At 41.2% G+C, this 14,841-nt stretch carries 11 protein-coding genes and 1 riboswitch; of the genes, 2 read left to right on the top strand and 9 right to left on the bottom strand.

Annotated elements, in window-relative coordinates; all coding sequences use genetic code 11:
* Positions 1-8: 8 nt before the first annotated feature.
* The 6 genes from I6N96_RS11250 to I6N96_RS11225 all read right to left on the bottom strand — a co-directional run bounded on the left by I6N96_RS11250 (position 9) and on the right by I6N96_RS11225 (position 8,506).
* A complete protein-coding gene (locus I6N96_RS11250; protein ID WP_209557638.1) occupies positions 9-560 on the bottom strand; it encodes a folate family ECF transporter S component in 552 nt (183 codons plus the stop codon).
* Between the two features lie 26 nt (positions 561-586).
* Positions 587-683, bottom strand: a riboswitch (THF riboswitch).
* Positions 684-819: 136 nt separating this feature from the next.
* Complete coding sequence (gene mgsA, locus I6N96_RS11245; RefSeq protein ID WP_209557637.1) at positions 820-1,242, bottom strand: methylglyoxal synthase; 423 nt, start codon at positions 1,240-1,242, stop codon at positions 820-822.
* A 180-nt stretch (positions 1,243-1,422) separates the two neighbouring features.
* Entirely contained in the window at positions 1,423-2,148 is a 726-nt protein-coding gene (locus I6N96_RS11240; RefSeq protein ID WP_209557636.1) for an epoxyqueuosine reductase QueH, read from the bottom strand.
* 2 nt (positions 2,149-2,150) lie between these two features.
* Complete coding sequence (locus tag I6N96_RS11235) at positions 2,151-2,975, bottom strand: M15 family metallopeptidase (protein WP_209557635.1); 825 nt, start codon at positions 2,973-2,975, stop codon at positions 2,151-2,153.
* 187 nt (positions 2,976-3,162) lie between these two features.
* A complete protein-coding gene (locus I6N96_RS11230) occupies positions 3,163-5,181 on the bottom strand; it encodes a KUP/HAK/KT family potassium transporter (RefSeq protein WP_488225881.1) in 2,019 nt (672 codons plus the stop codon).
* Between the two features lie 685 nt (positions 5,182-5,866).
* Positions 5,867-8,506, bottom strand: coding sequence for a calcium-translocating P-type ATPase, PMCA-type (locus I6N96_RS11225; RefSeq protein WP_209557634.1), 2,640 nt, complete (start codon positions 8,504-8,506; stop codon positions 5,867-5,869).
* 632 nt (positions 8,507-9,138) lie between these two features.
* Here I6N96_RS11225 and I6N96_RS11220 point away from each other — a divergent pair.
* Both I6N96_RS11220 and I6N96_RS11215 read left to right on the top strand, forming a co-directional pair.
* On the top strand, positions 9,139-9,387 hold the full coding sequence (locus I6N96_RS11220) for a helix-turn-helix transcriptional regulator (RefSeq protein WP_086350045.1): 249 nt from the start codon (positions 9,139-9,141) through the stop codon (positions 9,385-9,387).
* Positions 9,388-9,418: 31 nt separating this feature from the next.
* Positions 9,419-9,751, top strand: coding sequence for a hypothetical protein (locus I6N96_RS11215; RefSeq protein WP_209557633.1), 333 nt, complete (start codon positions 9,419-9,421; stop codon positions 9,749-9,751).
* 268 nt (positions 9,752-10,019) lie between these two features.
* Here I6N96_RS11215 and I6N96_RS11210 read toward each other — a convergent pair whose 3' ends face one another.
* The 3 genes from I6N96_RS11210 to queA all read right to left on the bottom strand — a co-directional run bounded on the left by I6N96_RS11210 (position 10,020) and on the right by queA (position 14,447).
* A complete protein-coding gene (locus I6N96_RS11210; protein WP_209557632.1) occupies positions 10,020-10,187 on the bottom strand; it encodes a hypothetical protein in 168 nt (55 codons plus the stop codon).
* Between the two features lie 86 nt (positions 10,188-10,273).
* Positions 10,274-13,168: a type 2 lanthipeptide synthetase LanM gene (lanM, locus tag I6N96_RS11205; RefSeq protein ID WP_209557631.1), complete on the bottom strand. Its 2,895-nt coding sequence runs from the start codon at positions 13,166-13,168 to the stop codon at positions 10,274-10,276.
* A 247-nt stretch (positions 13,169-13,415) separates the two neighbouring features.
* Positions 13,416-14,447, bottom strand: coding sequence for a tRNA preQ1(34) S-adenosylmethionine ribosyltransferase-isomerase QueA (queA, locus tag I6N96_RS11200; RefSeq protein WP_209557630.1), 1,032 nt, complete (start codon positions 14,445-14,447; stop codon positions 13,416-13,418).
* Positions 14,448-14,841 lie beyond the last annotated feature (394 nt).

Here is a 14,841-nt window from a genome sequence, read left to right as displayed (position 1 = left end):
TCCTTTTTCTATTTATTATGAAGTGGTGTTAATTTACTCAACAATTGCTTGTACGGCAGCTTCGTTCCCATATAGTAGGTAACCACTACCTGAATTGGGAAGAATATTGCACTTTTAACGATACGTGGTATCCACCATGCAACAATCTTCAGATCCACACCGTACATCAAGCCCAACCATAATGGTGTCAGGAACAGATGAACGATAACGGTAACAAGGAACGTCGCCATAATGACTCTGAACCATGTCAGCTCCTTCTTATAATAGAAAAAGCCATAGATCGCACCGGTAATAAACGCATTAAGCGTAAATCCCGGGAAGTAGGCACCGGTTTTCGGAAAGAGAATCACCCCGACACCATCTGCAATGGCGCTTCCGATCCCTGTCCAAAAAGGACCAAATAGGAGTCCCATCAAGGATTCCGGTATAAAAGTAAAGCTGATTCTGAGAAACTGTGTTTCGTAAGAAAAGAAACGTGTAAAGACAACGATCACTGCGATCAGTAATGCCAATACAGTCAGCTTCCGTGTTTCTAAAACTCTTTTTTTCATTCCTAGCATCTCCTTTAAGAGCTGCTACAAGTCAATGCAGCGAATGCGAAAATAAAACCGCGGATTTTATCCTTCGTCCACAGGGCGACATCCCATCCCCACAGCACTTAACGCTTTATTTTCTACTCTGTATTTATTTTTAGGCGACAAAGCCTAAAAGGACTATAGCATAGACTTTCCTCAAAGGCAATCAGCTTGTGACTGCAATAAGCACTTTATTCTGACAATTCTCTCTTTTTCACCCCCTGAAACGAAAAAACCGATTTCTCTATAGAGAAATCGGGCGGTTATCTGTTTCATGCACAACCTGTCTAAAATCAGCAAAACCAGCTTCTAGCCCACGCAGAAGAATCTCTGCGGTACCAATGTTCGTTGCCAAGGGAATCTCATAGACATCGCTAAGACGAATCAATGCATTCACATCCGGCTCATGAGGCTGTGAAGCCAAGGGATCACGCAGAAAAATCACCATATCTATCTTATCCTCTGAGATCATCGCACCGATCTGTTGGTCCCCACCAAGCGGACCTGATTTAAAACGATGGACAGAAAGCCCTGTTGCTTCAGCAACCCTTAAGCCTGTCGTTCCTGTTGCGAACAGCTCATGCTTTTCTAAAATCGGCAGATACGCCAAAGTCATTTTTACCATTAAGTCCTTTTTTCGGTCATGGGCAATCAAAGCAATTTTCATTTTCTAACATCCTTCCTTTTTTCCAGCTATGCTCTAGTCAAGAGAAGGACAATCGCTCTTCGCACCTGACCATTTTGAAGCCGTTTCAACAAACAAACCTGTTCCGATTCATGAACCCTGTATCTGGATTCCTTTTACCGGCACAAGAGGGTATTCCCTCTTTAGTCAGCACATGAAGGGCTACTTTACTCTATTCGCTAAAAAGCTCTCAGCTTCCTTATTGACTTGCTTCAAATCGATCCCTTGCTTTTGTGCAGCAAACAAACAGCCGCAATAGCATTGACGATAGACATCGTATTCTCTGCACATCTCGATTGAACGCTTGTATCCATTATTCTTCTTAAAATCCCCTGGGAGATAATTCGTCTTGTAAAATTTTTGGATATCAATGCCAATCTCATTGATTAGCTGACTGTTTTTCTTCGGTGATAAGGTCAATGCACTGCCAAAATAATCGTACCCTAGCTCCTGAGCCTTTTCCGCAACAATATCCAGTCTCATCTGAAAGCAGGAGCTGCAGCGTTTCCCACCTTCCGGTTCCTCCGTTAAACCATCCTCTCGAACAACTCGAATAAATTCATTTGGTTCATAGGGAGCCTCCAGAAAACCAACCTGCTTGCCGGTTTTCTCATTAAAATCCTCTACAAATTTTTTCTGAGCCCAAGCTCTTCGTTCATATTCCGTCCGTGGATGAATGTTGGAATTAGCGAAATAAATCGTGACCTCTGCATACTCGGTCAAATACTCTAATGTGTAGGTACTGCAAGGAGCGCAGCAGCTATGGAGTAGGATCGTTGGCCGAATCTCTATCCGCATCCACTCATCAATCATCTTCTTTAGCACACGATCGTAATTGACCTTTTGGTTGCCAGCCATTTTATCGGTAATTTCAGTTATATCATACATACCTATTGTTCCTCACTACTATAATCTCCACCTTCAACACCTAAGTATTCCTCCAGCGTGACCTTTTGCTTATAGATTTTTTCAGCATCCGTTTTTCCTACATACCGAACATGCCACGTCTCAGCCATATATCCTGTGATTGCTTCTTGCCCTTCTTTGTAGCGAACGATAAAGCCGTACCTATGAGCATTTGCTGCAATCCAGTCAGCCTCTGTCTTTGAGCTGACAAGTTCTCCTGCTGTATTGATAAAGTCAAAAGCCAGCCCAGTCTGATGCTCTGAATACCCCGGACGTGATGAATACTGCTCTGCTTCAGATTTCCCATCATCTGCCACATAGTTTTGGTACAGTGCTGCTTGATCCTCATAGCTTCGATAACCGCTGTATTCTGAAGTAATATCCAGACCTAAAGCTCTCATTTCTTCATTCATTTTTTTAAATGCACTCAGTGCTTCCTTATTCTCTCCCGGTGCGTAAGATTCCGGCAGCGGGTATCGTTTGTTTACAATAATAATTCCATTGACTTTCATAGGTTCCTTCATTGTTTGAGGAGATAAATTCTCCGCAGCATTCTTTGTCGCATCTTTCGTAGAAGGTGTTGTTGATTCTGCTGTTGCCTCAGTTGATTCTGTCACAGCGGTCGTTGATTCATTTTCCTGTGTATCAGCAGTAGCAATGATCCTTGTCTCGCTAGTTTCCGGATATGCATTATCCTCCATCGTTTTTGCAAGCCTTCTCTGATTATTCTCATAATAGAAAAAAGACAACAACAGTACAATAATAGCTGCTACACTGAATTTCAAATATCTGTTGTTTCTTCTACCCATCTTTGTCCCGCCTGTCCTGTATAAAATAAATCGTTTCCTAATATTCTTTTTCTATTATACTGATAAAAACCTGTTCTGGCGACTCAAAACAAAAAACACAAAAAGAACTTAAGAATTGATGCCCTTCTTAAGTTCCCCTTTTGATTATATAGTTCAGTTCTATTATTTAGCGATAAATAGGCTACCGTTATTCGAGTTCTTCTCGATTACGTTCGATCAAGTGTGTCTTTCTTGTATTCCCGATGATCAATGGTACAGACTCATATTTTACATCACTGTATTCCAGACCAAACCAGTTTTCCGGCAAAATCGTCAGCTTCTTGATAGCAAGCTTCAGCTGCATGATCTGGCGGTCCCATTTCCTCAGCTCCGTCACCTTTGACAATTCCTCACGAATCAGGATAAATTGGAAATCACCGACTTCACGTCCCGGTGTGATTGTGTATTTCTGCGGCTGTTTCGGCAATCGCCCTTGCTTCATTAGGTCATGGACAATCTGACGCAGGTAAACATTTACTTCCTGAGCTACCCGGAAGCCCAGATACAGCTGTACCTGTACCACAAAATCAGTCCCCAGCATATCTACGGAATATTCCTTTGTAAACGGCTCATCTGTTACCTCTACATTGACGAACCAATAAACCTTCGCTCGTTTCGGGCGCTTGTCCAAAATCGAATACATCACGGCTCGCCCAATCTCATCACTGATCAAATCAGGTGTCATAAAGACAACATTTGTCTGATAGTAGGAAATCCCCTGATCCTCACGAAGCATTCGCAGCTGGTCGATGTAATTTCGAATTGGCACTGTATCTGACGTCTTCTCTTTGATGATATTACCCCATTCCCAAATCGTCATGATCGCTAAAATTGCCAATGCGATCCCAACTGCCACATAGCCTCCGTGGAAGAATTTCGCAATACTTGAAATAAAGAAAATCGTTTCGATACTTGCAAAAAACAGTGTGATCAAGTATACAAACGCATTCGGTAATCCTCGCTGCTTCAAGAAGAACATCAGCAGGATCGTTGTCATCAGCATCGTAACAGTAATAGACAGCCCATATGCAGCCTCCATATGTGTTGATGTCCTAAAGCCGATAACCACTGCAGAGCAAGCTAACCATAGTATCAGATTCAACGTCGGAATATACATCTGCCCGATATTCGTTCCAGGATAAATGATTTTCATTCTAGGTAAAAGCTTCAGCTTGATTGCCTCTGAAACAAGTGTGAATGAACCGGAAATCAATGCCTGAGAAGCAATCACAGCTGCTAACGTTGCGAAAACAACACTAAACAGTGTGAATGATTCCGGAATCATTTGAAAGAACGGATTCAACGATTCTATTTTAGCAATTGCAGGATCTCCCTGTGACTTCAATATCCAGGCAGCTTGTCCAAGATAATTCAGTAATAGACAGATTTTTACATATGGCCAGCTGAATCGAATATTTTTCTTCCCGACATGCCCTAAGTCTGAGTACAACGCCTCTGCACCAGTCGTTGCCAGAAAAACATTCCCCAGAATAAATATCCCCAGATGATTCTCAGAGCTGAACAACAGCTCAATTGCATAATATGGATTCAACGCACGAATCACTGTCCAATCCTGACTGAAATTGATCAGGCCCATGAGCCCCAAGAAGCTGAACCAAAGGAACATTATAGGTCCAAAGGCTTTCCCAACCGCATCCGTCCCAAATCGCTGCACAGAAAACAGGATCAGGATAATGAACAATGTGATCCAGACAATAATATTTTGATCCATCCCAAATTTATCGAAAAATAATGGGATTCCCCTAAGTCCTTCAATCGCTGTCGTAACAGTTACGGCAGGTGTAAGCACACCATCGGCCAGTAATGCCGCGCCTCCGATCATTGCCGGGATGATCAGGTACTTCCCGCTTTTCCTTACCAATGTATAAAGTGAGAAAATCCCGCCTTCACCATGGTTATCCGCATTTAATGCGATCATTACATATTTTACAGTTGTCAGAATCGTCAACGTCCAGAAAATCAGGGACACCGCCCCGATGATAAAATTCTCAGACACTTGTGAAATACCGCCATTATCACCAACAATGGCCTTCATTACATACAATGGACTTGTTCCGATATCCCCGTAAACAACCCCCATAGCCACCAATACACCCGCAGCAGTCAACTTACGGTGATTCTGTGACGCTTTAAACTGCTTTGTCACTATACTCTCCTCCTACAACAAAATCAAACCTGTCGAAACGGATATTCCCTTGCTTTATCTTTTCTCAAAAACAATGAATGGGAAACAAAACATACACCCTTCACTCACTGCACCTATGGGTATCAAACTGCCTTCTTCCCTACAGTCTTCAACGCTAGGACAGGAATACCGGGATGCATTGCTTCCACATTCCACGAATGAACAAAAAGTACGATTTTCATTTAAGTCTCTCTTTTGCTTCAAGTCTACACAAGGTTTCTGTCTCGATATTTATCCATGTTTCAAGCTGAAAATAATTGCTGTATCCATCTATGCTTCAGCTTGTTGCGTACGCCTCGATCATTGCTTCAGTTGACTGGCTGTTGCCGTCTTGGCAGTACTTGATCCTACTTTTTTCTTCCCATTGATTATTGGTTGAAAAACGGTGTAGAATCATTTGCTACCCACTATAATACTCTTCCCTGTATTTGGCAACTTATATCTTTAAAAAATAGAATTTTCATGACTTATTTTCAATTTTCATGAAAAATCAGGCTTTCAAGTAAAAACAGACACTCAGAATGGTCTTTTTCTCTTTCGTTTCTATCAAAAAAGATCAGACTTTCTCGAGTCTCGTCGAAAAGTCTGATCTTAAGTTTTTCTTTTGTTGATACGTTTTATCTAACGCTTAGCATCGATTATTCGTTTATGCCTCTTCTTCCTCATCATCCGAATAATGGAACTTGATCATTTCATTGACAAAAATAGGAACGATCGACAGACCTATTGCCAATGCCCAATGTGTCAGACCAATAGGAACCAGATAGAACAGCTCCTGAGTGAAGGGAACCAAAGCAATCACGGTTGTGATCACAATAGCGAGTATCGCCATTTCAAACAGCGACTTGTTAGATGATAATCGAACTCTAAAAATAGATTGAGTACTTCTGACATTGAACACATGCAGGATTGAAGAATATGCCAGAACTAAAAATGCGACAGTTTGACCAACATCAAGGCTGGCACTGACCCAATGAGAAACACCATCAACATAGGCACCTAGGTAGAAGCCCAGCAAGGTAACGATTGTAAATACAAATGCGTTGATCCCAATCTTTTTCCAAAGACCTCTTGCAAAGATCCCTTCGTTTCTTGGGATTGGCGCTTCACTCATGATGTCCTTTTCAGCTGGTTCTCTTCCTAATGCAAAACCTGGAAGCCCATCAGCCACAACATTGACAAACAACAGCTGAACCGCAGTAAATGGTGCGCCCCAACCAAGAAGCATCGCAATGACTACGATGAAAATCTCAGATACGTTACAGCTCAGAAGAAAATTGATTGCCTTTCGAATGTTTCTATAAACTGTCCGCCCTTGCGCCACCGCATCAACGATTGTCGCAAAGTTGTCATCTGTCAAAATCATATCAGAGGCGCCCTGTGCAACGTCTGTTCCTGTGATTCCCATGGCACAGCCAACATCGCTGGCCTTTAATGCAGGTGCATCGTTCACACCGTCTCCGGTCATGGCCACGACAGCACCTGTACGCTGCCACGATTTGACGATCCGGATTTTGTCTTCAGGTGTTACACGAGCATAGACCGACAGATCCTTCACACGAGCATCAAGCTCTTCATCACTCAGCTTGCGCAGCTCTCCGCCAGTCATCGCTTCATCCTTACTGGTTAGGATTCCCAGCTCCTTAGCGATTGCTCCAGCAGTCACAACATGGTCCCCTGTGATCATAACTGTTTTGATTCCTGCTTTTCGGGCTTTTTCGATAGCCCCTTTACTTTCCGGTCTAGGGGGATCGATCATTCCGACTAAGCCGGACAAACGTAGATTTTTCTCCAATGCTTCAGAAGAAATATCCTGCGGCTCCTCATCATACACCGCAAACCCTACAGCAATAACACGAAGCGCACGTTTACCAAAACGATCGTTGACGATCGCTGCCTGATCGACATCTCCATATCGGAATTTTGGATACAAAACATCGAAGGCGCCTTTTGTAATGGAAATATACTTCTTCCCCATTTGATGAACAGTTGTCATCATTTTTCGATCAGAATCAAAAGGCAGCTCAGCAATTCGAGGGTATTTTTCTTCCAGCTCCTCTTTTGTATGGTAATTTTCCTCCACTGCACGAACGATTGCCGCCTCAGTAGGGTTCCCTTTGATGATCAGCTCATCGTTTTCTTTCTCAACAGTGACATCAGTACACAGCGTTGCCATCTTCAATACTTCCATGGCTTCGTCTGTCATTGCATCCTCCGTATCTGTGACCTCGTCTCCGCGAGACCAGACACGACGGACTCTCATCTTGTTTTGTGTTAAAGTCCCTGTCTTATCAGAACAGATGACATTTGCTGTTCCCAACGTTTCCACTGCAGGCAGTTGGCGGATGATTGCATGCTTCTTCGCCATTTTTTGTACGCCGTATGCCAGAGTCAATGTAACAATCACTGTCAATGTTTCAGGAACTGCGGCTACAGCCAGCGAGACCGCCGTCATGAACATATCAAGCATCGGCTCCCCTTGCAGTTCACCAATAATAAAGACTAGAGCAGCTGCCACCAGAGCAAGGATACTGATACGTTTTCCTAACTGATTCAAGCGTATCTGTAACGGTGTTTTTCCAGCCTCATGATCACCCAAAAGACCGGCTATTTTCCCCATTTCTGTATCCATTCCAGTTGCAGTGACAATTGCTCTTCCCCGACCATTTGAGACAGTACATCCCTTAAAGACCATATTGATTTGATCTCCAAGCGCCTCTTCATCGTCAGCTATGTATGCCGCATCCTTCTCTACAGGCTCACTTTCTCCTGTTAACGCAGATTCCTCCACTCTCATCTGAGAAGTTTCAATCAATCGAGCATCAGCTGTGATCATTGATCCTGATTCCAACACCAGAATATCGCCAACAACAACTTCCTCCGCATCGACTTCTTCAATTTTTCCATCTCTCAATACTGAGCTTGTCTGCTTGTTCATATCCTTTAACGCATCCAATGATTTTTCAGCGTTGCCTTCTTGAACAATCGTTAATACAGAATTGATGATAACAATTGCAATGATCAGAATTCCTTCGAAATAGTCTCCATGTTCTGTGACTACAGCAGTATAAAATGAGATTGCTGCAGCAATCAATAAGATGATTGTAGTAAAATCTTTTAGACTATAAATAAATTTTTTCAGGGTCGATTCCTTTTTTATTTCCTTAAATTTGTTCGCCCCGTATTTTGCCAGACGCTCCTGTACTTCTTTTTGTGACAAGCCGTTGTTTTCATCAGCGGCAGTCTCTTTAAAAACTTCTTTTATGGATTTTCGATAACTATCCATCCTATCCCTCCCATTAGTTTCTTCCTATTTAAATAGATGTGCTTTACATTCACTATAACATGAATTTTTTTATTCCTTCAATAATAATGCTTGACGAATCATCTATGCCTGAACGAAGTTTTTCAACTTTTACTATTCAAAATAAGTATGGATTCTTTTTGGCAGCAACGTTGAAAACGCTTTCTTTTTATGCTATTATATAGATGAAAGGAAGGTGGCAACTCAGTTATATTGAACAATATTCTCGAGTTTCAATAAATACAGTACAATCAAGTTAAGTTTGTTGGAAGTAAACTATTCAACTTTATTACATTTACAGATATTGAAGTAAAAAAGAGAACATGTGCATTACACGAAAAAGTATGTCTATTTATCAAAATGAACTTGGTGTTCGAGTACCTCACGAACATTTAACTAGAAAAGAAACAGATTTGTGTTAAACTAAAGAAACGATCAACACATTTTAGGGATAAAAAATCAATATAACTGAAACCTTCCATTTATTTAAGCCAAGCTATTCGAGAAGCTTGGCTTTTTGCTATGTTTTATTTGTAAGAAAAACAAAGATATGGTATATTGACTATGCACTTTCTATTATTTGACCACAAATTCGAGCATTGGAGGGATTTGCATTGCCTAAAAAGAAGAACTCATCTTTTGAGAGTTCCATCCACGTCTACAGAGCTATGAAGCGTATGACCCAACAGGAATTAGCTGATAAAGTAGGCGTATCAAGACAGACAATTATCCAGCTTGAGCGTAATAGATACAACCCTTCTCTATTACTTGCTCACGATATCGCTGAGGTCTTTGAAGTTCCAATTGAAAAGATTTTTACTTTCAAAAGATTGACAGACCAACCACAAGAAGAATCAGAATAAATATCCAAACTAGCGGAAGGAAAAAACATTCATGACAGATTCTTTAACAAATTTTTTCGATAACCTACCTGTGAATCATTGGTCTAGCTTATTAGTAGGAGCGCTATCACTTGTATTTTTCGTCTACTCCATCTACTTCTTTTTCAGTAAAGAAGGCAAAGATGAACGCGGCAGAAAAATTTTAGCAACTGCCAGCTTTACGGCTTTTATCGTAACTGTCGTTGCACTGTTCACATTCAATATCGTGTTCTATGAGGTAGCTACTCATAGCTCTACTGCTTATTCTTGGATGATGAACTTTATCATGTTGATTGTCTCTGCTACAGAAGCTTTAATGATTACTTCATTAAAAAAAGTAATTTAAAAAGTTTAACCCCGAAGTCTCCCCGACTTCGGGGTTTTTAGTTGTCATAAGAAGCCTTGCTGCAAATGTCCCATATAAAAACATGTTAAAAAATAACCAGAAGTGTCACCGGAAAAACTCAGCTCCTGCTCCAGCTTTCGTACACGGAGAAAGAAAGAGCTCGCAGTTGAGCTTTTGATTGTCTAGGCGTTCCTTCCAATCTTTAAATGCTATAGAAAAAGCCGAAGTCTATAGACTTCGGCTCATATGATGTTATATTATCGCTTTACTAGAATAAACAAATAATTCTTGACCAACCATAAAAGAAATCAGATTTGGTTTCATCTGCTCTTTTTGACTCCTGCACAGTATCTCTTTCAAACCCTGCCCCCACTACTCTATCCATTCTCTTTTCGTCTGTTTTCGCTTCCATTTTTTCAATCGATAGTTCTCTCATTCTAAAAAACTCCTCCTCTTGTTCCCTTATTCGGTAGTTCACAAGTAGATTATAATTCTTTCCTCATCGAAAGTAAAGTAGTTTTTTCATCTTGTTATAGATTTACTCAAAAATAAAATTGATCTAACCTTTAAGTCAAGGCTATCAATCAGTAATTGATAGCCGATTCCAGAGATGCCAGTAAAGAGATCCAATGGCAGCTGCTCCTCATCCGAGCTTAGAAATACAGTGTTATTTTGCTGAAGTACGCTGTTTAACAGCTTTTCTCCCAGCAGTACACTTGAGCGTCCATGGCAGATACAGTCATCCGAATCAGGATTTTCAGGTGCCGCTAAATCACTTTGTTTGCCGTCTATAGTCATAACACTCTTCAACCCCGTTATCCCTCTACACCAAGAATGATTGTGCATTACTTCATTTGTATAGCTGCTCAACAGCATAAATTTGCATTGACCTATTTTATTAAGCAAACGGTCATCTTTCAGAAGCTCATTTGCCCTTTCCATACTATATAATATGCCGGCATACCCATGAGCAAAGCTGCTGTCTAAATCCTTTTCAAGAACAAATTCATCCGCATAGCGTGTTACAAGCTCTTTGGCAATCGGATAAGAATAGACACGATAGATTTCACATAAAAGAGCACATATACCTGCACTACCATAAATCCATTCACCATTTTCGGGCAGCTCTCTTTCAGCAAGCGTCAACAGATTTCCATACAAGCGACCTTCATACTTCTTATCGTTAAGCAGTTCTGCAGCAAAAAAATCCAGCAATAGTCTCATGCCCAGCCCTGTAAAGAGACCTTGAACCTTCGCATCTTCTCTACTATTGAAAATCTGCTTTTCCAGCTGATCGATCATACATTGGTAGGCTTGTTTCGGTACAAAATGATTGAGTGTCATCAAGAACAGATAGATACCGCCAAGTCCATCATACAAATTAGTACCCGGATAACAAGCTGCAGGTACTGCTTCATCCTTCAAGCTCACCTTCATCCACAAAACACGCTGCTCTTCTTCCCCCCATAAAAGCTTTTCCACCACCAAATCTCCAATATCAGCGGCTTTTTGCAGAACCCCTGACTGAATGTGATGGTTTCTTTCTGTAATGAAAAATGGTCGGACTTTGTAGCTTAGCAGTTGAAGACTCTCCTTCAGCAGAAGCAGAGAATATCGAATCGAATTCTCATTGATTGCATTCATATGTTGAAGCATTGTTTCAAGAGGACTTTTTGCAGCTCCTTCGATCCTCAAGCCAGCTTCAGTGCGGATTACGGTTTCAGAAGAATTGATGGTAAAAAATGGAATATCATTTACTAGCATTGCATCGATTTCTTCAGTAATCAGCTTCTTCGGTACAACATCGGTTCGCCACAAATTGGCGATCACACGCTCCCGTTCAACATAATTAGACATACATTCAGGATGCGACGCAAACATAAGATAATCAGCATAATCCTGCGTATCTCGATAAATCACTCGTACCTCAATGTCGGAAAACAGCATCTCTGCATGTCTGACAGTCAGCTCTTTTTGTGCCAGCATTTCACTGTTTAGCCTATTGAACCCATCAATGATTTGCTGACGATAGTTCCTATAATCAACCACCTCATCGTTTAAAAGAGGAATGTTCTGAGCACCTTCCATATGCCCATCCACCCATTCAAAGGCAATATCACTGGAACTGGTCTGCTGAAGCTGCCGGATTTTATAAGGTAATTTTTGTCTTTGTCCTGATAAAGCATCAATATTGACTGATTGACTACTACTATATTTTTGCGGCACCAAACCACTGACTAATATAGAGGCATTTTCAATCATTTGCTGATCTGTTTTCTTTCTTCCCTCAAACAAAAATGTCGGGCGAATGATTGTTTCAACATCGATCAGTACTGGATAAGCCCCGCAGGCAATGATATTTTCCATATGCAGATCGGTTGCTCCCAGCCAATAAGCAACTGCCAGAAGCTGTCCATATCGTGAATAGAAGACCTCAATTTCTTTCTCATCCACACAGGCAGTATAGTTAATATGCTCCTCAATGGCGTAAGATTCCTTAGATATCCGTCTGATTTTGTAAAAATCAGCGATTGGAATAGTTTCCTCTAAACAATCCAGCAATTGGTTGAAGCGATCTCCAATGACAAGACTTTTAAATTTAAAGACCAGCTTCTGACCATTCAGCCGAAATTGAATCACTGATTTCCCCTTGGCATGACTATCCCCTTGCCCGAAGTTAAGCTGATCGATCGTTAATGGTAAAGTGATCTTAAACTGCTTTGCCAGCGATTCAGCACTGCACACGACGCCAGCAATAAATGCTTCGAAGTTCTCACAAGCAAACTGCAGACGAGCGGCTAATAGCTTTGCCAAAACCGGATAGGCACTGAAAAAATTATACACACTTTCTTTTGTCCCCAAATACTCATTAATGTAATGCTCAAATTCTTCTTCCTTTGTCAATCCTGTAAACTGACAGGCTTCAACAACCTGATGGACATCCCAGGCAAGTGTCTTACGCGCCAGCATAAACAGCTCTTTTTCAAATTGCTCAACAGCAGCTGATAAAGCGGCGGCTGTGATCGACAGCTGTCCTTTATATTTTTCCACACTTTGAGCCATCTGCTCATGATAATACTTGATGTGGAACCGAAGAGCAGTCTCGAGGGCGCCATCCTTCATAGGCTGTTCTTCAGTGAACAGCTGTTTATGCAGCAAAAACCATGCTTCCTTCTCAACTCCATCAAGCAGAAGCATTGCCTTTTCTTCATTTAAGGAAGAAAGTCCGATATCCATTTGTTCTTCATCTAAACCACTCAGTTCAAGGAATGTTCCATAATCGTCTAAAGTTAATAGAGATTTACGTTCCTTCAGCCGCTCAAAATAATGATGATCCTCAGTTGCCGAGTATAGTTTTTGCCAGCAGTCGATCCTCTTTCTCAGCGGCGCAGCATAACTGTAGGTAATATTTTCCAACTAAATCCCACTCCTAATTTCAATCACATCGCTTCTATTTCAAGTAATTCCACAAGAAAAATAGAATGCCATCCAATGCTATTATACTTCATACCAAAAGTTAAATATACGTTTTCAATAAAATTAAATTTCCATTCATTTACTTTAGAAATAAAATTAAAGACAGGCAAAAAAGGACTGCGGCATGTCTATGCCGCAATCCTTTGAAATGGAATGGGGGATGTTTCTTTTATTCGTTTATCTATCCTTATTTAACAAACATGGCATCGCCAAAGCTAAAGAACCGATACTTTTCATTGATTGCATGCTGATAAGCAGCCAACGTCAAATTTCTACCTGCAAATGCACTTACCAGCATCACTAAAGTAGATTTCGGCAAGTGGAAGTTCGTTGAAAAAGCTTGTACGATTTTGAATTCATAACCAGGTGTGATAAAAATATTTGTCCAACCGCTGTCTGCCTTGATCTCTCCATCAAATTTCGTGCCAATTGTCTCCAAGGTCCGAATCGATGTCGTCCCAACAGCAACAATCTTTCCACCGGCTGCTCGTACATTCGTCAACGTCTCCGCAGCTTCCTCCGTCAATCGATAGAACTCACTATGCATCTCGTGTTCAGCAATATTCTCTACTGAAACTGGACGGAATGTCCCTAACCCGACGTGAAGAGTCAAATAAACCAGTTGAACCCCCTTCGCCTGAATCTTTTCCAACAGCTCCTGTGTAAAGTGAAGTCCTGCTGTCGGAGCGGCAGCCGAACCATTTTCTTTGGCATACACAGTCTGGTAACGATCAGGATCATCCAGACGCTCTTTTATATATGGTGGTAACGGCATTTCCCCCAGCGACTCAATGATCTCCAGAAAAATCCCTTCATAATCAAAAGTGATGATTCGACCACCATGCTCCAGCTCCTTGATAACAGTTGCGCTCAGGCGTCCGTCTCCAAAGCTGATCTGCGTCCCTACCTTCGCCCGCTTTGCTGGTTTGATCAAGGTCTCCCATGTATCCCCTTCTGTATTCGTCAGCAGAAGAACCTCTAAATGTCCGCCAGTGTCAGGCTTCTCTCCATATAAACGTGCAGGAAGTACACGCGTGTCGTTCATGACCAACGCATCTCCTTCATTAAGCTCATCAATGATTTCGCTGAAATGCTTATCCTCTATTTCACCAGTCTCACGATCCAATACAAGCAAACGTGATGCTGTTCGATCCGCAAGCGGCGTCTGAGCAATCAGCTCTTCCGGCAAATCAAAATCAAAATCCTCTGTACTAAACATATATTTATCCTCACTCTCTATCTCTTATCCTTGGTTATTCTAACATTTTTAAGCCTCTAAAACAAAAGCAAAAACTTCCTGTTCAGATTGTAGTCAGCTGATCCGGCATCATGACTTTCATAGTGGATCATCTATAGCCTATTCCTGCTTCTCATAAAATTTCTTCTATATAAATTTCTCTTAAGCAAAAAAGAGTAGATAGCTACTTATGATCAATTCATGTTTCCTGTCTTTTTATAGACAATCTCATAGCCATCATCTCTAATGCAATAATCCACACAAACAAACCAACAATTCCATAATTTGTTGAAAACATTTCATTTTCATCTAATCTAAAAGCACTCATTCAACTATACCCATTCTTTCGCCGTATGAAAAGTACCTATCGAGAATA

The sequence above is a fragment of the Enterococcus larvae genome (genome assembly GCF_017830045.1).
Classification (GTDB): Bacteria; Bacillota; Bacilli; order Lactobacillales; family Enterococcaceae; genus Enterococcus_L; species Enterococcus_L larvae.
The sequence above is the reverse complement of the archived record's forward strand: the minus strand, read 5'-3'. Positions and strand labels throughout refer to the sequence as shown.